Annotated in this window: 19 protein-coding genes; 6 read left to right on the top strand and 13 right to left on the bottom strand. The window is 72.2% G+C overall.

Features of this window, described 5'->3' with window-relative positions:
- Positions 1-52: 52 nt before the first annotated feature.
- On the bottom strand, positions 53-211 hold the full coding sequence (locus NOSIN_RS27460) for a hypothetical protein (RefSeq protein WP_216349811.1): 159 nt from the start codon (positions 209-211) through the stop codon (positions 53-55).
- A gap of 336 nt (positions 212-547) precedes the next feature.
- Here NOSIN_RS27460 and NOSIN_RS09645 point away from each other — a divergent pair, with 336 nt between their 5' ends.
- On the top strand, positions 548-1534 hold the full coding sequence (locus NOSIN_RS09645) for a DUF2332 domain-containing protein (RefSeq protein ID WP_077693515.1): 987 nt from the start codon (positions 548-550) through the stop codon (positions 1532-1534).
- Positions 1535-1597: 63 nt separating this feature from the next.
- On the opposite strand, the gene NOSIN_RS09640 is transcribed toward NOSIN_RS09645, so the two are convergent.
- The gene (locus NOSIN_RS09640) at positions 1598-2587 is read right to left on the bottom strand and encodes an adenosine deaminase (RefSeq protein ID WP_077693514.1); all 990 of its coding nucleotides are present in this window, start codon (positions 2585-2587) and stop codon (positions 1598-1600) included.
- A 233-nt stretch (positions 2588-2820) separates the two neighbouring features.
- Here NOSIN_RS09640 and NOSIN_RS09635 point away from each other — a divergent pair, with 233 nt between their 5' ends.
- Both NOSIN_RS09635 and NOSIN_RS09630 read left to right on the top strand, forming a co-directional pair.
- Positions 2821-3987: an aminotransferase class V-fold PLP-dependent enzyme gene (locus tag NOSIN_RS09635; RefSeq protein WP_077690406.1), complete on the top strand. Its 1167-nt coding sequence runs from the start codon at positions 2821-2823 to the stop codon at positions 3985-3987.
- A gap of 317 nt (positions 3988-4304) precedes the next feature.
- A complete protein-coding gene (locus NOSIN_RS09630; protein ID WP_227014307.1) occupies positions 4305-4724 on the top strand; it encodes a hypothetical protein in 420 nt (139 codons plus the stop codon).
- A gap of 104 nt (positions 4725-4828) precedes the next feature.
- Here the strand turns inward: NOSIN_RS09630 and NOSIN_RS09625 are convergent, their stop codons facing one another.
- The 6 genes from NOSIN_RS09625 to NOSIN_RS09600 all read right to left on the bottom strand — a co-directional run bounded on the left by NOSIN_RS09625 (position 4829) and on the right by NOSIN_RS09600 (position 11046).
- On the bottom strand, positions 4829-6007 hold the full coding sequence (locus tag NOSIN_RS09625; RefSeq protein ID WP_077690405.1) for an FAD-dependent oxidoreductase: 1179 nt from the start codon (positions 6005-6007) through the stop codon (positions 4829-4831).
- On the bottom strand, positions 6004-6582 hold the full coding sequence (locus tag NOSIN_RS09620; protein ID WP_077690404.1) for a TetR/AcrR family transcriptional regulator: 579 nt from the start codon (positions 6580-6582) through the stop codon (positions 6004-6006). Before NOSIN_RS09620 ends, NOSIN_RS09625 begins: the two co-directional genes overlap by 4 nt.
- A 169-nt stretch (positions 6583-6751) precedes the next feature.
- On the bottom strand, positions 6752-7486 hold the full coding sequence (locus NOSIN_RS09615) for a class I SAM-dependent methyltransferase (RefSeq protein WP_077690403.1): 735 nt from the start codon (positions 7484-7486) through the stop codon (positions 6752-6754).
- Positions 7487-7799: 313 nt separating this feature from the next.
- Positions 7800-8834 (bottom strand): aminotransferase class V-fold PLP-dependent enzyme, encoded by a 1035-nt coding sequence (locus NOSIN_RS09610; protein ID WP_077690402.1) that lies wholly within the window; start codon positions 8832-8834, stop codon positions 7800-7802.
- A 370-nt stretch (positions 8835-9204) separates the two neighbouring features.
- Positions 9205-10389, bottom strand: coding sequence for a GDSL-type esterase/lipase family protein (locus tag NOSIN_RS09605; RefSeq protein WP_077690401.1), 1185 nt, complete (start codon positions 10387-10389; stop codon positions 9205-9207).
- 87 nt (positions 10390-10476) lie between these two features.
- Positions 10477-11046, bottom strand: a complete 570-nt coding sequence (locus tag NOSIN_RS09600; RefSeq protein WP_077690400.1) for a TetR/AcrR family transcriptional regulator — start codon at positions 11044-11046, stop codon at positions 10477-10479.
- A gap of 271 nt (positions 11047-11317) precedes the next feature.
- On the opposite strand from NOSIN_RS09600, the gene NOSIN_RS09595 reads away from it, so the two are divergent.
- Entirely contained in the window at positions 11318-12301 is a 984-nt protein-coding gene (locus NOSIN_RS09595) for an NAD(P)/FAD-dependent oxidoreductase (protein WP_077690399.1), read from the top strand.
- Between the two features lie 123 nt (positions 12302-12424).
- On the opposite strand, the gene NOSIN_RS09590 is transcribed toward NOSIN_RS09595, so the two are convergent.
- The 5 genes from NOSIN_RS09590 to NOSIN_RS09570 all read right to left on the bottom strand — a co-directional run bounded on the left by NOSIN_RS09590 (position 12425) and on the right by NOSIN_RS09570 (position 16702).
- Entirely contained in the window at positions 12425-13132 is a 708-nt protein-coding gene (locus NOSIN_RS09590; RefSeq protein WP_077690398.1) for an ArsR/SmtB family transcription factor, read from the bottom strand.
- Between the two features lie 110 nt (positions 13133-13242).
- Positions 13243-14022 carry a putative protein N(5)-glutamine methyltransferase gene (locus NOSIN_RS09585; RefSeq protein WP_077690397.1) on the bottom strand — a complete coding sequence of 260 codons (780 nt, stop codon included), beginning with the start codon at positions 14020-14022 and terminating at the stop codon, positions 13243-13245.
- Between the two features lie 133 nt (positions 14023-14155).
- Positions 14156-15106, bottom strand: a complete 951-nt coding sequence (locus NOSIN_RS09580; RefSeq protein WP_077690396.1) for a ribonuclease Z — start codon at positions 15104-15106, stop codon at positions 14156-14158.
- A gap of 128 nt (positions 15107-15234) precedes the next feature.
- The gene (locus tag NOSIN_RS09575; protein ID WP_077690395.1) at positions 15235-15792 is read right to left on the bottom strand and encodes a hypothetical protein; all 558 of its coding nucleotides are present in this window, start codon (positions 15790-15792) and stop codon (positions 15235-15237) included.
- Between the two features lie 178 nt (positions 15793-15970).
- A complete protein-coding gene (locus tag NOSIN_RS09570; RefSeq protein WP_077690394.1) occupies positions 15971-16702 on the bottom strand; it encodes a TioE family transcriptional regulator in 732 nt (243 codons plus the stop codon).
- Positions 16703-16760: 58 nt separating this feature from the next.
- Between NOSIN_RS09570 and NOSIN_RS09565 the strand changes: the two genes are divergently transcribed.
- A complete protein-coding gene (locus tag NOSIN_RS09565; protein ID WP_077690393.1) occupies positions 16761-17963 on the top strand; it encodes an erythromycin esterase family protein in 1203 nt (400 codons plus the stop codon).
- 227 nt (positions 17964-18190) lie between these two features.
- Positions 18191-18862 carry an enoyl-CoA hydratase-related protein gene (locus NOSIN_RS09560; protein WP_077690392.1) on the top strand — a complete coding sequence of 224 codons (672 nt, stop codon included), beginning with the start codon at positions 18191-18193 and terminating at the stop codon, positions 18860-18862.
- Positions 18863-19970: the final 1108 nt, after the last annotated feature.

Genomic DNA, 19970 nt, shown 5'->3' with positions numbered 1-19970 from the left:
AGGGTGGAGGGTCGTGATCGGGCGGCGGCGGTGACCTGGTGCCCGGTCGGACTCAGTACCGCAGCAGGGACGCCGCACCGTCCGTCGCACGGACAGGGGGCAGGATCTCGGTGAAGGCGGCACCGCCCAGAGCGGCGGCGCGCAGCGGCGCCGCGTCCGCGCTCGCCCGCAGACCTGCGCGGGCCGAGGTGTGGGTACGGCCTCCGTCCACGTAGACCAGTTCCTCGGCCGCCGACTGGACGCGGGCATCGAACCCGGAGCGGGCCGGGGAGTTGCCGGGGTCCCTGGCCGCGGCGGACTGGAGGCGCGCGGCGGTGTCCTTGCCCGTCCCGGTGTGCCTGCTCGTGGCCTCTGCCCGTGCGCTGACCAGATCGCTGCCCTTTCCGGCCTGTCTTGTCCGCCTCCTGTCAGGCTCTGGAGGCCCTGGCTCCGCGACGTGGCGGGGTGCGGGTGCGCTGCGTGGGTGAGCGCCGTCACCGGCTCGGAGGGCGGGGGCCGGGTAGGAACACGGCACTTGTCGTCCCCCGGTTTCGAGGAGTTGTGGTCTGTGGAGCATGTAGCTGGTGTCGGTTCGGGTGTGGACCGCGTCGTGGAGCAGTACCGGGGTTTCGCCCAGCACTGTGCGGTCGCCGGCGCTCCCGCATACGCGCGTGTGGCCCGTGCGCTGGCCGAGGACGAGCAGGTGCTGGGGTTGGTGGCCTCACTGCCGGCGGGCAACAAGCGCCAGCCCAACCTGTTGTTGGGGGCGGTGCGGTTCCTGGGCGGTCCGGTGTCCTCGTGGGAGGAGTTCCGTGCCTGGCTGGTGGAGCACTGGGAGCAGGTGCGCGCGGTGGTGATGGAGCGCTACACCCAGACCAACGAGGTGCGCCGGTGCGCGAGCCTGCTGCCGGTCCTGGCGGGGTTGGAGGGGCCGCTGGCGTTGGTGGAGGTGGGGGCGTCGGCGGGGCTGTGCCTGTATCCGGACCGGTACCGCTACTCCTATGACGGCGGTGCCCCCATCGGTCCGGCGGGCAGTCCGGTGCTGTTGGAGTGTGAGACCTTCGGGCCGGTGCCGGTTCCTGAGCGTGTGCCGCAGGTGGTCTGGCGGGCGGGGATCGATCTGAACCCGTTGGATGTGCGCTCGGGCGAGGACGTGCGGTGGCTGGAGGCGCTGATCTGGCCGGGTCCGCACGAGGCGGGGCGTCGGGAGCGGTTGCGCGGGGCGGCGCGGGTGGCTGCGCAGGACCCGCCGCTTGTGGTGGCCGGTGACCTGGTGGAGCAGTTGCGTCTGGTGGCGCGGCGGGCTCCCCGGGACGCGCGGTTGGTGGTCTTTCACAGCGCGGTGCTGGCCTACCTGCCCGGTGAGCGGCGTGATGCGTTCGTCGCGGCGGTGCGGGAGCTGGAGGGGCACTGGGTGTCGAACGAGGGGTGGCGGGTGCTGCCGGACCTGGTGGGGTCGCGCCCCGGGGTGGACGGTGACTTCACGGTGGCGTTGGACGGGCGTGTGGTCGCTTTCGCCGGTGAGCACGGGCAGAGGCTGACCTGGGCCGCCTGAGTCGGGTGGTGCCCGGTGCGGGCCCCGCTCCCCTGGTGGGGGCGGGGCCCCGGGTGTGTCGGGTTACCAGGGGTGGGGGTGGGCGTCGACCTCGGCGATGAGCTGGGCCTTGCGCCGGGGTGGGAGGAAGGAGGCGGTGAAGGAGTTGCGGGCCAGTTGGCGCAGTTGGTCGCCGTTCAGTCCCAGGTGGGTGTGCAGGGCCTGGAAGTTGTCGTGGACGTAGCCGCCGAAGTAGGAGGGGTCGTCGGAGTTGACGGTCACCAGCAGGCCGGCGTCCATGAGGGCGGGCAGGGGGTGTTGGGCCAGGTCGGGGACGGCGCGCAGGCGCACGTTGGACAGTGGGCACACGGTCAGCGGGATCTGGGTGGTGGCCAGGTGGGCGACCAGATCGGTGTCGTCCAGGCAGCGGATGCCGTGGTCGATGCGCTGGGCGCCCAGCAGGTCCAGGGCCTGCCAGATGTAGGAGGCGGGTCCCTCCTCGCCGGCGTGGGCGACGCGGTGCAGGCCCAGGTCGCGTGCGGCGGTGAAGACCTCGGTGAAGTTCTCGGGCGGGTTGCCGACCTCGGCGGAGTCCAGGCCCACGGCGCTGATGTGCTCCAGGTGGGGGCGGGCCTGGTGGAGGGTGTCCAGGGCCTCGGCGGCGGGGCGGTCGCGCAGGAAGCACAGGATGAGGGTGGTGCTGATGCCGTGGGTGTCCTGGCTGGTGTCCAGGGCGGCGGCCAGGCCGTTGACGACGGTGTCCATGCTGAGGCCGCGGCTGGTGTGGGCCTGGGGGTCGAAGAAGATCTCGGCGTGGCGTACCCCCTGGGTGGCGGCGCGGGCCAGGTAGGCGTTGGCCAGGTCGGTGAAGTCGGCTTCGGTGCGCAGTACGTCCATCAGGGAGTAGTACAGGTCCAGGAAGGACTGCAGGTCGGTGAAGGAGTAGGCGCGGCGCAGGTCCTGGACGTCGGTGTAGGGCAGGGTCAGGCCGTTGCGGTGGGCCAGGGTGAAGGCGAGTTCGGGTTCGAGGGTGCCTTCGATGTGCAGGTGCAGTTCGGCCTTGGGGATGGGCATGGTGTCGGTGTGGCCCTTTCGGTGTGGGTGGTGTGTGGCCATTGTGGCTGATGGATGGGGGTGTGGTGGTCCGGGGCGCGGTGGGTGGGGGCATGTGGGGGGCCTGGCCGTGCGGGTGCGGGGCGGGTCTGGTGGGTGGTGTCGGTCTTTCGTGCGGGGGCTGGTGCGCTGAAAGGGCGTGTGGTGGGTAGGTTCGCGGCGTCGTGTCGCGCGGGTTGTCGAGGAGGTCGTGGGTGGGGATCGATGTGGGTGCGGTGCGTGCGGAGACTCCGGCGGTGGCCGAGGTGGTGCATCTGAACAACGCGGGTTCGTCGCTCTCGCCGGTGCCGGTGGTGGACGCGGTGGTGGGGCATGTGCGGTTGGAGGCGCGCATCGGCGGTTATGAGGCGGCTGAGCGTGCCGAGGCCGCGGTGGAGGGTTTCTACACCGGTGTGGCGCGGATGGTGGGGGCCCGCCCGGAGGAGATCGCTTTCGTGGAGAGTGCCACGCGGGCGTGGGAGTTGGCGTTCGGTTCGGTGGCCTTCGAGGCGGGGGACCGGGTGTTGACCACCACCAGTGAGTACCCCAGTAACGCGTTGGGGATGGTCAAGGCCGCCCGTGAGCGGGGGGTGCGGGTGCAGGTGGTGGGTGATGACGCCTCGGGGGTGATGGATCTGGAGGCGTTGGAGCGCGAGTTGGACCGGGGCGGGGTGCGGGTGGTGGCGGTCAACCACATGCCCACCCACAACGGGTTGGTCAATCCGGCTGAGCGGATCGGGGCGCTGTGCCGCCGGGCGGGGGCGTTGTTCCTGTTGGACGCGTGCCAGTCGGTGGGCCAGTGGGATCTGGATGTGGAGCGGCTGGGGTGTGACGTTTTGGCGGCCACGGGGCGCAAGTATCTGCGCGGGCCGCGGGGGACGGGGTTCTTGTACGTGAGGTCGGGGGCGGATCTGGGTGAGCCGCCGGTGGTGGATGTGTCCTCGGCGCACTGGGAGGGGCAGGGGTACCGGGTGCGTGAGGACGCGCGCCGGTTCGAGAGCTTCGAGCGCAGTGTGGCCGGGCAGATCGGGTTGGGTGTGGCCGCGGGTTACGCGGTGGATGTGGGATTGGCGGCGATCCAGGAGCGGGTGGGGTCGTTGGCCGGTTACGCCCGGGAGCGGTTGTCGCAGGTGGATGGTGTGCGTGTGCTGGACCGGGGGGCGCGGCGGTCGGGGATCGTGACCTTCGCGGTGGAGGGGGCCAGCGCCGAGCGGGTGCACGCCTTTTTGGGACGTGCGGGGGTGAACGTGAGTGTGGCCAGGGTGTGGAACCAGGTGTGGGAGCGCGATGTGGGGGTGGATGAGGCGGTGCGTGCCTCGGTGCACTACTTCAACACCGAGGAGGAGGTCGAGACGCTGGTGCGCCTGGTCAAGGAGCGTTAGGCGTCGGGGTGTTTCCGTCCGCGGATCATGGGCGCCTACGCGGCCGTGGACCGGTGGTCGGCCACCAGTGGCGCCCAACCGTGCGGGGTGTTCAGGGAGGTCTATCCGGCGGCCTGGGAGGACGTGGCCGACGACGAGGTGTTCGCGCTGGTGACGGTGGTGGCGTTGCGCGTTCAGGGGGTGGCGGCCCGCACCCGGGTGGGTTTCGCGTCCTACCTGGTGGAGGGCTTCGCGTGTGACCACGTGGTGGTCGAGCACTGGGACGGGTCGCGGTGGGTGTGGGCCGACACCCAGTTGGATCCGGGGTGGGAGCGGGGGTGGACGTGCTCGACCTTCCCCGGGGGCGGGACGCGGTGGGGGCGGCCTTCGCCAGTGCGGCGCAAGTGTGGTCGGCGTACCGTGCGGGGTTGGTGGACGCGGGCGGGTACGGGGTGTCCCCGGAGTCGCCGCTGCGGGGCGGGTGGTTGGTGCGTGACTACGTGCTGTTGGAGTTGGCCCGCCGACAGGGGGATGAGGTGTTGCTGTGGGACAGGTGGGGTGAGAGTGAGCTGGTCGATGAGGTGGCCGCTCTGCTGGTGGCGGCTGACGGCGGGGACGGTGCGGCGGAGGAGGAGTTGGCGGCCTGGTATGCGCGTGATGGGCGGTTGAGGCCGCGGGGGCGGGTGTACTGCGCCTCACCGTCGGGGTATCGGGGGTGGGTGGGCCTGGTCTGGCGGGTGGGTGAGCCCGCCGTGTGAGCCGGCCCGGTGGTGGACCCGGGCCGTGCTGCCCGGGTAGGCCGGGTGGGATGGGCGGGGCGGGAGCGCTGCCGGGTCCGTCTTGGGGGTCGCCCGGGCGGGGGTCAGCGGAGGGTCAGGCGGGTGTGTTCGCGCACCACGGGGGCGGGTTTGCCGGTGAGCGCGCCGGCCAGGAGGCGGCTCACGCCCGGGAGCGCGGCCAGGCGCAGGGCGGCGCGGCGCATGAGCAGCCGGGTGCGGGTGGGGGGAAGGAACCAGTGGGCGGTGCGCAGGGCGGAGCGTTGGCGTTCCCGGACCAGGGGGCGCCACTGCTGTTCGTAGCTTCGCAGGCCCTGGGGCACGTCGGGGGCCGAGGCCAGGTGTTCGGCCAGGACGAAGGCGCCGCCCACGGCCAGTGATGCGCCCTGGCCCGCGAGCAGGGAGACCGCGCCGCAGGCGTCGCCGAGCAGGACGGTGCGTCCCCGGCTCCAGTGGGATACCAGGCTCTGGGAGACCTGGTCGTAGTAGATGTGCTCGGGTTCGGGGCAGTGTTCCAGGGCGCGGGGGACCAGCCAGCCCAGGTCGGCGTGGGTGTGGCGCAGGGTGGCGCGTGGGTCGTGGGGGCGGTCGGGGGTGGGGCTGCGGTGCACGGTGAAGGCGGCCACGCTTCCGTCGCGGAGCCCGTACAGGCCCATCTGGGCGCCGATGGTGTCGGTGAGGTAGAAGCCTCCCTCGACCTGGGCGTGGATGTGGGGGTCGGTGAAGGTGAAGGCGGCGGTGTGGAAGCCCAGGTAGCGCAGGTGGTCGGTTTCGGGTCCCCAGAGCAGGCCGCGCACGGTGGAGTGGATGCCGTCGGCGCCGATGAGCAGGTCGCCGGTCAGGGTGTGGCCGTCGGTGAGGGTGACCTGGACCGTGTCGCCGTGGTCGTGGACTTGGTGCAGGGGGGAGTCGTAGCGCAGGTCCACGTCCGGGTGCAGGCTCTGGCGTAGCGCGTGTTCGAGGTCGGGGCGCGTGAGGGAGACGATGCCGGCGTTGGCGAACTGTTGGATGCCCACCGAGGCGCGGGGTGTGCCGTTGTGGTCGACGAAGGTGGCCTTGTCGATGTCGTATCCCAGCTCGTGCAGGCGGGGCAGCAGGCCCATGAGTTCGGCGGCCTGGTAGCCGGGGCCGAAGAAGTCGATCATGTAGCCCTGGGTGCGTGGCCTGGGTGCCTTCTCCAGGACGGTGACCTGCCAGCCGTGGGTGTGGAGTCGGTGGGCGGCGGCCAGGCCGGCGATGCCGGCTCCGCAGATGATGGCTCTCATCGTGGTGCTCCTGTGTGGTCGTCGGGTGTGAGGAGTCGGCGCAGGACGGGTTCGACGGTGGGGCCGGTCAGGTCGGGGTCCAGTGCGCGGTGGAGCATGACGCCGTCCAGGGTGGCGGCCAGGACGGCGGCGGTGGCTCGGGGGTCGGGGACGGCCGCGGCGGTGAGCCAGGTGGTCAGTCGCTGGCGCAGCAGGTCCAGGACCTGGGTGATGGCGCGGCGCAGGTCCTGGTCGCGGGTGGCGGCCAGGTAGGTCTCGGTGACCAGGCATGAGGCGGGGTCGTCGCCGGGGTAGCGGTCCAGGTCGGCCAGGATGAGGGCGAGTCCTTCCCGGGGTGTGGTCTGGTCCAGTTGTGCGGTGGCTTCTTCGGCGATGGTGTGCAGGGTCTGGATGGCGGCTTCGGTGAGCAGGGCCTGCAGGGAGGCGAAGTGGTAGTGCACCAGGCCGGGGCCGACCCCGGCGCGTTGGGCGAGGGTGCGGGTGCTGACCGCTGACCATCCGCGTTCGCTGATCAGTTCGGTGGCTGCCTGGAGTAGGCGTTTGCGTACTTGTTCGCCTTGTGTCGCTGCCGTCACCGTGCCACCTCTTGGTCATCTGCCTTGGGCGATTGTCTTGGTCGGTCGCCCAATTCCGAGGATGGCACAGTGCCGCGTCGAGGGCAAGGCCGGGAGCGATGACCGGGGAAGCCGCCCTGCTTTTGGGCACGGCGCCGGTGCGTCGCGAGGTGGTGAGGGGGCGGGTGTGTCAGATGGCGCGGGCCAGGGTGATGATCTCGGGGCTGTCGGGGGTCAGGGGTGAGCGGTCCCAGCCGCCGAAGCGCTCGACCGCGCCCAGCCCCGCCCGCCGCAGCAACCGGTCCAGGTGGTGGGCGTCCATGAAGCGCAGGGTGCTGTGGGTGAGCAGGGGTGTGTCCCAGGCCGGGCTGGTGGTGGTGCTGGTAAAGGACACCGACCCCTCAGGTGTGGGCGGGGTGGCGTCGTTGACGTCGGTGATGGGCACGCCCTGGGGTGTGGTCGCGTGCTGAGGGTGGTCGGTGGTCCACCTCTGCCAGGCCCGGGCGGCGGGGTTGCGGGTCTCGAAGGCCGCCAGGGCGCCCGGGGCCAGGGCGCGACGCATCGCGGTCAGTGCTGCGGTGGCCTCGGTGTCGGTGCGCAACTCCTGGAAGGCGTGGCCCGTCATGGTGACCAGATCGAACTCCCCCTCCCAGGCGTGGGTGGACAGATCGCCGTGCGTCCAGGTGATGTCGGTGCGTGCGCGTGCCACCTCCAGCATGGCTTGGGCCGGGTCCACACCGACCAGGGTGCCGGTGTGGCCGTGTTCGCGTGCGCGGTGGAGCAGGTGGCCGGTGCCGCAGCCCACGTCCAGCACCCGGGATGCGCCCATGACCAGGTCCAGGTAGAAGTCGTCGCAGGCGCCCCAGGGGTTGAGGGTGTCGTAGAGGGCGGCCACGGCCGGGCAGTCGTAGGGGTTGTCGCTCATGGGGGCAGTGTGCCGCAGGCCGGTGGGGTGGTCACCGGGTTTTCCGCGAGGGGACGCACGCGGGGCGCGGCGTTCACCTGCCGGATCCGGTCTGGGCGCGGTGGCCCTTGGGACGGGAACCGTGCCGGCCCGGGCATAGGACGGTGGCGTCGTCGGCCAGGTGTTCGCCGCGCGCGCCGGTGACCGCGAAGGCCAGGACCCGTACGACCTCACGGGGGTCGCCGCCGTGGTCGAGGAGGATCTGGCGGGCCTGCCCTGCCCGGCCGGTGCGGTGTGTGCGGCGCCTCGGGAGCGCCGCACACGGACGGGCCCGTCAGGGCTGGAGTAGGGCCTTGGCGGCCCGTTCGGCGTCGTCGAAGGTGTTGTACAGGTGGAAGGACAGGCGGGTGCGGCCGCCGCGCCGGGTGGTGACGATCCCGGCCCGGGCCAGGCGCTCGAAGGCCTCGGGCATGTCGGTGGAGGTGATCGCGGAGTGTGCCGGCTCCTGGCCCAGGGCGGCGCGGAAGTGGTCGGTCAGGGCGGTGTTGTGCTCGCGTACCCGTTCCAGGCCCACCTGTAGCAGGACCTGGGCGGAGGCGGCGGCGGTCAGGGCCGCGAACCAGTTGGGCGAGATGTCGAAGGCGCGCGCGGTGGGGGCCAGGTCCATCTCGGTGGCGTACATGGCCGAGGCCGCCTCGCGTGCGGCGGCCGGGCCGGCGTTGTTGGGCCGCAGCTTCTTGCGCAGGTCGGGGGACAGGTAGGCCAGGGCCAGGCCGCGCGGGGCCATGAGCCACTTGTAGGCGGAGGCGATCAGGGCGTCGAAGTCGGTGGCCCGCAGGGGCGTCCATCCGGCGGCCTGGGTGGCGTCGGCCACGACCAGGGCGCCGTGGGCGCGGGCGGCGGCCACGATGTCCTGGGTGGGGGCGAGCTGCCCGTGGGCGGAGTGCACCAGGCTGAAGGCGACCAGGTCGGTGTCCCCGTCCACGGCCCGGGCCAGGTCCGGCAGGGGGACGGCGCGCACGGTGATGCCGCGGTCGGCCTGGGCGTGCCAGGGGAAGACGATGGAGGCGAAGTCGCCTTCGGGGACCAGGACGCGGGCGCCGTCGGGAAGGCTGGCGGCGATGGTGCCCGCGATCTGGGCGGTGCTGGTGCCCAGGGTGAGGTCGTTGGCGGGTGCGCCCACCAGGGCGGCCAGGCGGGTGCGGGCCTGTTCCGTTTCCCGGCCCCAGTCGGCGGGGTCGCCGGTGGCGGTGCGCCAGCTCTGCATGGCCCGGGTCAGGGCCTGGTGCGCGGGGGCGGGCGGGATGCCGTACTGGGCGGTGTTGAGCCAGACGGTGTCGGTGTTCCACAGGTCGGGGATCGTGTCCATGGGGTGAGTGTTTCAGGCGGTGGTGTGCAGGGCGCGGCGGAGGCCGCGTTCGACGATGCCGGGCACGGTGTCGCGGTCGGGGAGGTCTGTGTCGGGCAGGCGCGGGGCCGGCGACCGGGGCAGGTGCATGGCTAGGGCGCACAGGTCGGTGCGGGCGCCGCCCAGGGGCCGCCGGGTTGCGGGTGGTGGTCAAGGCGCGGGCGCACGAGGGTGTGCTCTTATTCGGCGTCGAAGAACAGTAGGTCCTTCGACGCCGGTGAGGGCGTGGGCCGGACCGGTAGCCCGGCACCGGTTGACCCGCCGCCCGCGCCCACCCTGGGGCCCGGTTGGAGCGGGGAGGGCGGGCGGCGGGGCTGGTCGGGCGACTGCCTCAGGCGCCTGGGGCGCAGAAGGGGCCCTCGTCTTCGAAGACGAGCCCGGCGAAGCGCTCGCCGATGCGGTGGTGTGTGGCGGCGTCGGGGTGGAGCTGGTCGGGCAGTGGCAGTTCGGCGAAGTCCGCCTCGCCGTAGAGGTCGAGGCCGTCGAGGTAGCTCAGGCCGGGGTCCTGGGCCGCCCGCTGGCGCACGATGCGGGCCAGCTCCTCACGGATGACGGTGAGCGTCAGCTTCCCGGCGGCGCGCTCGTCGGGGTCGCCGGTGGCCCGGAACCGTAGTTCTCCGGCGCTCAGGGCGCTGAGGTCGAAGGCGCCGGGCCCCGGGGTGTCCTCGTGGATGGGGCAGTACAGGGGAGAGACGACCAGCAGCGGCGCGGTGGGGTGGCCCTCGCGGATGGTGTCGAGGAAGCCGTGCACGGCCGGGCCGAGGGCACGCAGGCGCATCAGGTCGGCGTTGACCAGGTTGATGCCGATCTTGACGCTGATCAGGTCGGCGGGTGTGTCGCGCATGGCGCGGGCGGTGAAGGGGTCGAGCAGCGCGCTGCCGCCCAGGCCGAGGTTGACCAGTTCCACGCCGCCCAGGGAGGCGGCCCGTGCGGGCCAGGTGGTGGTGGGGCTGGCGGCGTCGGAGCCGTGGCTGATCGAACTGCCGTGGTGCAGCCACACCCTGCGCTCCCCCCGGGGCGCCGCCTCCACGGGGGCGTCGGTGCGCAGGGCGACCAGTTCGGTGGTCTCGTTGTGCGGGAGCCAGATCTCGACGTCCTTGACGCGGTCGGCCAGGCCGGTGAACCGTACCGTGCCGATGGGGCCGGGCTGGTGCTGGGCGGTGCCGGTGGCCAGGTCGATGGTCACGGTGTTGCCGTCGCCCACGCTGGCCTGGTCGGTCAGGCGGCCGTCGACGAGCAGGTCGTACACGCCGTCCGGGCGGGGCGGGGCGCCCCGGTAGACCCTCTTGGTGGGCAGTGTGTCCAGCTCGATGGTGCTGGCCCGGGTGCGCAGTGCCAGGCGTACGCCGGAGGGCTGGGACTCGGCCATGGCCAGTTGCGGGTCGGCGCACTGGGCGCGGGCCCGGGCGGGCAGCCGGTGCGGCAGCACGCCGTGCTCGGTGCGCTCCAGGTCCAGGGCTCCGCGTAGCAGGTCCGGGGTGATGGGTGTGGTGGTCCAGTGGTGTGGGGTGTGCATCGTCTCAGCCTGCTGGTCGGTGTGCGCGTTGCCGTGGTGTGTGGGCGGGGCGCGTGGTCGGGGTCCTGTGGTGGGTGCGGTTCGGGGTCAGGGCGGGGGCCAGTTCCGCAGCAGGGCGTCCAGGGCGTCCAGGGTTCGTGACCAGGTCTGTTGGGTGTCGGGGGCGCTGTGGCTGAACCCTCCTCCCATCTCCAGGCTCACGTAGCCGTGGAAGACGCTGCCCAGCAGCCGGACCGCGTGGGTCTGGTCGGGTTCGGTCAGGTCGTAGCCGCGCAGGATCGCCCGTGTCATCTGGGCGTGTCTGGCGCCGGCGCTGGCGGCCGCGGTGTCGGGGTCGAGTCTGAACTGGGCCGCGGTGTAGCGGCCGGGATGTTCGCGGGCGTAGTCGCGGTAGACGTTGGCCAGGGCGGTCAGGGCGTCCTTGCCGGAGCGGCCCGCCAGGGCGTCGGCGGCCCGGTCGGCGAGCTCCTCCAGGGCGAGCAGGGCGATCCTGGTCCTGAGGTCGTGGGAGTTCCTCAGGTGCGAGTACAGGCTCGCGACCTTGACGTCGACGCGTCTGGCCAGTTCCGAGACGGTCACGTGGTCGAATCCGACCTCGTCGGCCAGTTCCGCTCCCACCCGGGTGAGGCGTTGCGGTGTCAGTCCCGCGCGTGCCATATCCCTCCTTCCGTCTGCCATAGGAGATCATACGTTTGCCTAATGCCTTTAGGCAAATGCCTGTGTGTTGTCGGATCCGTCGCCGGGCGAAGGCGTGTGCCGTTCCCGCCTCCCCAAGGGTCGGCCGAGCGGCCGGGGGAGGCGGGCCGCCCGGGCGGTGAGGTCCGCAGGGCCGGGCGCGCCCACGGGCCCGGGCTCTTGCCGAAGCAGCAAAGAACTTTGTCAGGAGTCGGGGAGCGGACGCAGCATGGGCGGAGAAAGGGGAACAAACATGGACACCACCGCACCGCACAACGCCATCGCCGACCACTACGAGGTCGTCGTCATCGGAGGAGGCGCCGCCGGACTCTCCGGAGCCCTGGCCCTGTCCCGCGCCCGGCGCTCGGTCCTGGTCGTGGACGAGGGCCGGCCCCGCAACGCTCCCGCCGCGGGCGTGCACACCTTCCTGACCCGCGAGGGCACCCCGCCCGCGCAGCTGTTGGAGATCGGCCGCGCCGAGATCACCGGCTACGGCGCCCAGGTGCGCACCGGACGTGTCGTGCACGCCCGGGCCCGGGACGAGGGGGGCTTCGACGTGCACCTGGAGGACGGTGCCGCCCTCACCGCCGACCGGCTCCTGGTCGCCACCGGCCTGGTGGACGAGCTACCCCCGATTCCCGGACTGGCCGAGCGGTGGGGCCGCGACGTCCTGCACTGCCCCTACTGCCACGGATGGGAGGTGCGCGATGAGGCGATCGGTGTCGTGGCCACCAACGCCATGGCCGTGCACCAGGCGCTGCTGTGGCGCCAGTGGAGCTCCCGCGTCACCCTGTTGCAGCACGGGGGCGCGGACCTGGACCGGGGCGAGCGCGACCGGTTGCGCGCACGCGGTGTCGGTGTGGTCGCGGGCCCGGTCTCCAGGGTGCTGACCGAGGACGATCGCCTGGTCGGGGTCGAGACGGCCGACGGCGCCACCGTGGAGCTGCGTGCCCTGGTGGTGGCCACGTACCTGAGGGCCCGCGTGCGGGGCCTGGAGGGACTGGGACTGAAGGTGGCCCAGGCCCAGGCGATGGGGCAGGTCGTGGGCACCCAGGTGGAGACCGACGCCATGGGCGCCACCAACGTGCCGGGCGTGTGGGCGGCGGGCAACGCCGCCACCCCCTTCGACCAGGTCGTCGGTGGTGCGGCCGCCGGGCTGCGGGCGGGCGCGGCGATCAACGCCGACCTGGTCGCCGAGCAGGCCCGTCGGGCCGTGGAGGCTCTGCCCGCCGCCTGAACGGCCTGGGCGGATGCCCGGGGCGGGGCGGCTCCGCGGGTAGGGGGAGCCGCCCCGGCCGGCCTCGTGCGGTGGCCACAGCGGGTGGCCGCCACACGAGGCCGGGCCGTGCCCTCGCGGTGCTCAGCGCAGCGCCGCCGCGTCGATGCCCAGCGCCTCCCGCCAGAGGTGTTCGCCGTGGTCGGTGACCTTCAACGCCCGGCCCGTGCCCGCGGGAACGCACCACTTCCGCTCCAGGGCGTGCCGGCACAGCGCCGCCCCGGCCGCTCCCGCCAGGTGGGGGCGGCGCTCGGTGAAGTCCAGGCACGCGCGTACCAGCGGACGCCGCCCCGTGCGCGGCAGGGGTATGCGCTGCTCGGCGAACCAGGCCAGCCCCGCGTCGGTCAGCGCGAACCCGGTGTCCTGGCGCAGCAGGCCCCGGTGGGTCATCGCCTCGGTGACGGCGCAGCCCAAACGCCCGGCCAGGTGGTCGTAGCAGGTGCGTGCCCGCGCCAGCGCCCGGTCCGCGCTCGCGGTACGCAGGCTGCGGGGGCGCTCGCCCGCGGGGGCGGGTCCGGCCTGGGCGGCCAGGGTCTCCACCAGGTGTGCCGCCCTGGTGTCGGCCAGGCGCACGTAGCGGTGGCGGCCCTGGCGTTCCTGGGCGAGCAGCCCGCCCCCGACCAGCCTGCTCAGGTGGTCGCTGGCGGTGGAGGCGCCCACGCCGGTGTGGCGGGCCAGCTCTCCCGCGGTCCAGGCCCGCCCGTCCAGCAGCGCCAGGCACATCTGGGCGCGGGTGGGGTCGGCGAGCAGGGCCGCCAGGGCGGCCAGGCGGTCTCCGTCGGGGGCGTGCATGTCCTCCAGGATGGGGCACGCACCGTGCGGTGGCGGCCGAAGCGTCGCCGCCGCACGGTGCGGGAGGGCCCGGCTTTCGCTTGGTGGGGGTGTGCGGCCTCTCCCCCGGGTCAGCGGGCGCCGATGAGCACGGTGGCCTCCCGTTCGGGACAGGAGGCCACCTCACAGGACAGGCCGCCCCGGGTGAAGGCCCGCACGGCCGCGTGGACCTGCTGTTCCTGTACCTCCACCAGCAGGTGGCCGCCCGGCGCCAGCCAGCGCCGGGCCCGTGCGGTGACGCGGCGTACCAGGTCCAGGCCGTCCGCGCCGCCGTCCAGGGAGCGGTGGTGCTCGTGCACGCGTGCTTCGGCGGGCAGCAGGGCGATCCGGTCGGTGGGAACGTAGGGCACGTTGGCGACCAGGACGTGGACGCGACCGCGCAGCCGTGGTGGCAGGGCGTGGTACAGGTCGCCGTGGTGCACCGGGTGGCCGGGCAGGTTGCGCCGGGCGCAGGCCACGCTGGCCGCGTCGATGTCGGCGGCGTGCAGGGTGATGTCGTCTCGGGTGTGGGCCAGGACCGCGCCCAGGGCGCCCGAGCCGCAGCACAGGTCGACGGCCACCGCGCCGGGGGTGAGCAGGGAGGCGGCCTTGTGGGCCAGGAACTCGGTGCGGGGGCGGGGCACGAACACCCCCTCGTCCACCTGTATGCGCAGTCCGCAGAAGGCGGCCCATCCCAGGACGTGTTCGAGGGGTAGGCCGGCGCAGCGCCGTTCGACCATCGAGGCCAGCTGGTCGGGGGTGTGCGCGGTGGAGGTGATCAGGTGTGCTTCTTCTTCGGCGAAGACGCAGCCCGCCGAGCGCAAACGTGTGATCAGGGTGGAGAGGGAGACCGAAGAGAGCGGGGACGCCACGAAAGCCTTTCCGAAGGACTGTCGGGCGTTCCGGTCAGGACACGGTGGTGTGTCCCGGGAGGAGGAACGCCCAGCCTGCGACAGCGGTGATCGTTCTCACCTCCTCGGTCGGTTCTTTCGGTGCCCGGCAACCCTATCCCATGCGTGTGGCGCGGTCGGGGTTGCGGGGCGGGAGCGGTATGCGCTGCAGGTCCTGGGCCAGCACGACGTGCCCGTCGAACTCGGCGGCGGCCTGGGTGACGAAGCGGGGGTCCTCCTCCTGCTCGTAGCGTTCGGACAGGTGGGTGAGCACCAGGGTGCCGGCACCGGCGCGGGCGGCGATGCGTCCGGCCTGGCGGGCGGTCAGGTGGCCGTAGGAGCGGGCCAGGTGCTCCTCGGTGTCCAGGTAGGTCGACTCGATCACCAGCAGGTCGGCGTCGCGCGCCAGTTCCACCGCCTGGTCGCATTCGGCGGTGTCCATCACGAAGGCCATGACCTGGCCCCGGCGGGGGCGGGCGCACTGGGCCAGTTCCACCCGGCGGCCGTCGTCGGTGGTGACGGCGCCCTGGTGTTGCAGGCGCCTGATCATGGGGCCGTGCACGCCGTGTGCGGCCAGTCGCTCGGGCAGCATCCGCCATCCGTCCGGTTCGGCCAGCCGGTAGCCGTAGGTGGGGGTGGAGTGTCGCAGCGGCAGCGCGGTGATGCGCAGGTCCGGTTCTCCCACGGGGCAGGACCCGGTGCCGTCGACCGGTTGGGCCACCACGACGTCGGTGTCGTGGAAGGCGGTGGCGTGGCGTAGCCGCTGCCAGTACCGCTGGCCCTGGGCCGGGTAGGCCACGCGCACGGTGTGGGGCACCCGGTCCCGGGCGATGCGCTGGATGGTTCCGGGCAGGCCCAGGCAGTGGTCGCCGTGGAAGTGGGTGATGCACACGCGGGTGATGTCGGTGGCGGCCAGGCCCGCCAGGCTCATCTGGCGTTGGGTGCCCTCACCCGGGTCGAACAGGACGCCGTGGGTGTCCCACCGCAGGAAGTAGCCGTTGTGGTTGCGGCGGCGGGTGGGCACCGCGCTGGAGGTGCCCAGGACGACGAGTTCGCGTACGGACATGGGTGGATCCTGCCACAGGCGGGGTCTGGTCGCCGTGTGGGGCGCCGTGGCCGGCCGGGGGTGTGTTGGCGTGGGCGGAACCGGCTGCTTCCACCCCACGGGGGCCGAGGCCGCGGTGTCCGGGCGGCTCAGGCCTGTGCCAGGTAGAAGCCCCGGGCCTTGTACAGCAGACTCCCCGCGTTCAGGGCCATCAGCAGCGGTACGGCCACCCCGACCAACAGCAGCGGCTGCCCCACGGCCAGGGCGATCACCGCCAGGGCCGCGGCGAAGACCACCAGGGGGAACTGCAGGGCCATGGCGACCCTGTGCGCGGTGGGGCTCGGCCGTCCCAGCGTCCGGGCCGCGACCAGGCAGCCCACACCGTAGGCCAGGGCGATGGCGGCCGTGACGGTGCCCGTGCCCTCCTGCGGCCCGAAGGTGAGCAGGACGGCGAGCAGGAACAGGGCTCCGTTCAGGCACAGGGCCCGCTGGGCGGCGCGCACGATGCCCGGCCGTTCGCGGCGGGGCACGATCCCCGAGGTCTCCCCGTAGGCCCCCTGGCCCGCACCGCTCAGGGCCGCGACCAGGACCACCAGGACCAGCAGGACGCCACAGCCCACGGCCAGCCACAGCAGCGGGCCACCGGAACCTGAGCCCGCGGAGGCGGGGGGAGGGGCCGCCGAGGCCAGGGTGAAGGTGAGGCTCATGGCCCCATGATGGCAGCGGAACCGGGAGTGGGAAGGCCCTGTCGGCATGTTCGTGCCAAGCCGCTTCGAGGCGTGCGCGCGGGCCCGCTCGTCCCAGGGCCGGGCCGGCACCGGCGAAGGGATCGGCCGGGACGCAACCGTTGACGGCCCCGGCCTCTCCTTGGCTGAGGGCCGGGTCTCATCCGCGCTCGCTGAGGTGGTGCTCCAGTTCGGCGGCCCCGGACAGCATCGCCCGCCCGCGCGCGGACAGCCGGTCGCGCCAGTCGCGCAGCGTGGCCTCCAGCGGCTCCAACCCGCCGGCCGAGCGCACCTGGGCGATCAGCGGGGCGATGCGCTCCAGCAGGTAGCCGCCCCGCCTGAGCTGGTGGACCAGCAGGGCGTCCCGTACGTCGGCCTCGTCGTAGACGCGGTACCCGGTCAGCGGGTCGCGGCGCGGGCGCACCAGCCCGGCGCGCTCCCATGTGCGCAGCGTCGCGGGCCGGATGCCGAGCCTTTCGGCCAGCGGCCCGATGAACGTGCTACCGGGCCCGGGTGCCGTGGTGGGCTCTTTCGCGGCGGTGGACTCCAGGTCGCGCAGGGCGTTCTCCACGGCCTGGAGGGTTCGGCGGTCGTCGAGGAGTTGGGCGTGGCCCTCGTCGATGAGGCGCAACGCCTCCTCGGCCTCGCCCCGGTTCACGGCCCGCATGATCGACGCCGCCGTCTGGTGGCCGTGGCCGGGCACGAGAGCCAGGAACGCGCGCAGGGCCCGCGCGTGCAGCGGGGTGTAGGTGCGGTAGCCGTGGGGTGTGCGGTCGGCGGGCGGAAGGATGCCGTCGGCCTCGTAGTTCCTGACGGCCTGCGTGGACAGACCGTGCCCGCGCGCCAGATCGATCGGCCTGAGCTGTCTGCTGCTTTGAAGGTTTTCCGCCATATCCCTGATGATATCGCTGATAAGTTTCAACCGATGGTTCAACGATACCGTTGAAGGTATGGCTACTGACATCAGGAACACCGCCCACGCCGTCGAGGCCGCCGCCGCCATGAAGCTGGTTCCGGGTCGGCCGCGGCTGCTCGCCCTGGGCGAGCCCACCCACGGCGAGGGCACTCTGCTGGACCTGCGCAACGAGCTCTTCCGGCAGCTCGTCGAGCAGGAGGGCTACCAGAGGATCGCGGTCGAGAGCGACTGTGTGATGGGCCTGGCCGTGGACGACTACGTCACCTCGGGCACGGGCACCCTCGACGAGGTCATGGAGCACGGATTCAGCCACGGATGGGGAGCCTTCGCCGCCAACCGCGAACTGGTGCGCTGGATGCGAGCCCACAACGAGGGCCGGCCCGCGTCCGAGCAGCTCCGCTTCGCCGGCTTCGACGGCCCGCTGGAGATCACCGGCGCCGCGAGCCCCCGACAAGCCCTCGCCGCGCTCCACGGATACCTCGCCGCGAGGGTGGAGGCGGACCTGCTTCCCTGTACCGCGCGAACGCTGGACCGCCTGCTCGGCGCCGACGACCGGTGGACCGACTCCGCCGCGATGATGGACCCGTCCCGGTCCGTGGGGCGCTCGGCCGGGGCCGGGGAGCTGCGGCTGCTCGCCGACGACCTGGTGGCGCTGCTCGACGCGCAGACGCCGCACCTGGTCGCGGCGTCCTCACAGGAGGACTGGGAGCGGGCGCGCCTGTACGGCCGTACCGCCATCGGCCTGCTGCGCTACCACTACTGGATGGCCGACACCTCGCCAGGCCGCATGGCGCGGCTGCTCGGCGTGCGGGACTCGATGATGGCCGCCAACCTGCTCGCTCTCGCCGAACGGGGTCCGGTACTGGTGAACGCCCACAACGGTCATTTGCAGCGAAGCAAGAGCACCATGCGGATGGGTGGCCTGCCGGTGGAGTGGTGGAGCGCCGGCGCGATCGTCAGCGCGCACCTGGGCGAGGAGTACGCCTTCCTCGCCACGGCGCTCGGAACGATCCGCCACCAGGGGGTGGACGCCCCGCCACCGGACACCGTGGAGGGACTGCTGTACGCGCTACCGGAGCAGCGTTGCCTGGTCGACGCCCGTCGGCTGGCCGCCGCGCTCGCCGACGCGACGCCCGCGCCCCGCGTGTCCCCCTGGTTCGGCTACTCCCCGCTGGACCCGGCCCACCTGGCGGACAGCGAGGGCATCGTGTTCGTCAAGGATCTCGCGCAGGGCTAGTGCCACCCTCGGCGGCCGGGAACCCCGGCCGCCGACCGGCCGCGGGACGGTGCGGTGACAGGCGAGCGCACCCCCGCATGGCGCGCCGTGCTCGCGCCATACGCCCGCGGGTACGGCGTCGGCGCGCTTCAGGACGGTGCTGTGACCGATGGCCGCGACAGTCGTTGTCCGGTAGTGTTCGAACGCGAACCTACTCATCAGTAACATGGGTTGTCCCAGGAGGCACCATGCCCACCCTCGAACGCGACGGCGACGTCTTCGTCCTCGACATCGGCGACACCGAGAACCGCTTCCACCCCGACTGGATCGCCTCGGTCAACGCCCTCCTGGACGAGGTCGACAAGGCGGAGGGCCCCAAAGCCCTCGTGAGCGCCGCGACCGGCAAGTTCTTCACCAACGGCCTGGACCTGGACTGGCTGATGGCCAACGCCGACTCCCAGAGCGCATACGTCATCAGCGTCCACGCCCTGCTCGCACGCGTGCTGTCCCTGCCGATGATCACCGTCGCCGCCATGCAGGGACACACCTTCGCCGCGGGCGCCATGTTCTCCCTGGCCCACGACTTTCGCGTCATGCGCGCCGACCGCGGATACTGGTGTCTGCCCGAGGTCGACATCAACATCCCCTTCGCCCCCGGCATGAGCGCCCTCATCCAGGCCCGGCTCACACCCCAGACCGCGCACGAGGCCATGGTCACCGGACGCCGCTACGGGGGCACCCAAGCGCAGGCCGCCGGAATCGTCGACCACACCGCCGGAGAGGACGAGGTTCGTTCGGCGGCGATCGAACTGGTCCGCCCGATGGCCGCCAAGGCCGGTCCGGTCCTGGGCACCATCAAGACCCGTATGTACGCCCCCGCCCTCGAACTGCTCAAGGACACCGACAACACCCTCGGCTGAGGGGCGAACCCCACGCCAGATGGCGCTCAACGGCCACGACGTCTGTCACGGTCCGTGGCTCGGCCGCCGTTGGGGCCGAGCCACGGACGCGAGTCCGCACCACCGCGCCCGCCCATCGGCGCGGCCCTGCGCAGGCGACCGGCCGCGTCGCACCGCCCCTGAGCACACGGAACGTGCCCGTATCTGGGATCGGGATGTCCGAGCCCATGGCGGTGCAGCTGCGGGCCGAACCGGACGGCGACGCCGTCAAGGTCACCATCGGGGACATGGCCACCTGTCGGGCGCCGGACCGGTTCGGACTCCTGTGAGAGGACTCTTTGCGCGCTCGTGTGGACTGCCGCGGAAACGAACGCCTCCCGGGCGGTCAGAGCTGGTGAGGAACCTTCCGCCCCGGCATGGACAAACGGCTCGATCGCGAATCCGCTGCCGTGCCGGGCCCGCGCGGTGCGATGGAGAGCACTGCGGCCAGGGCGGGACGAACGCGAGAAAATCCGAGATAAGGGTCGCGGGAAGAACAGGAGGTGATCGGTCAGTTGAACTGCGTGATAAAGGTGCCGGCTCCGTCAGCATAGTGCTCAGCGTAAATGGCATTGTTCGGGTACACCGAGATGCGCACGTTGGCGTTGCTGCCAGGGGTGACCGTCTTCCATGAAGTCCATGAGGTGCCCCCCATGTGCGAGTAGTAGACCCGGACCTTGATCCTGGACCCACAGTTCCCGACCGTGTGGGTCTGGGCTATATGCCGGGTGATCCAGCCATACGCCATTCCTCCGTGGCCGCTACACTGCCGGCTTTCGGTCGAGTCCGCCGACGCCGTGACGGGAAGCCCCAGTACACTGACTACGACCAGTGCGCTGACCAAAAAGGTCCTGACCCGCGATCGACGTGCCAACATGGATGCGCTCCCATCAGTCCAATTCCTGCAGTGACGCATGTCACCGTAGCATGGGGCCATTAATGTCACCATCCCTTCTGGGGTCCCCATATCGGACCTGCCGCATTTGCTTACCGAGTTGGTCGTTCGGGATCGAAGGCCGGGTTTTCGGGGTTTTATTGCTGGTCACAGGTGTGGATGAGGTCGCGAAGCGCTTCGGTAATCCCAGAGAAT

It is taken from the genome of Nocardiopsis sinuspersici, assembly GCF_001998325.1.
Taxonomy (GTDB): Bacteria; Actinomycetota; Actinomycetes; order Streptosporangiales; family Streptosporangiaceae; genus Nocardiopsis; species Nocardiopsis sinuspersici.
This window is presented reverse-complemented; position numbering and strand designations above follow the sequence as displayed.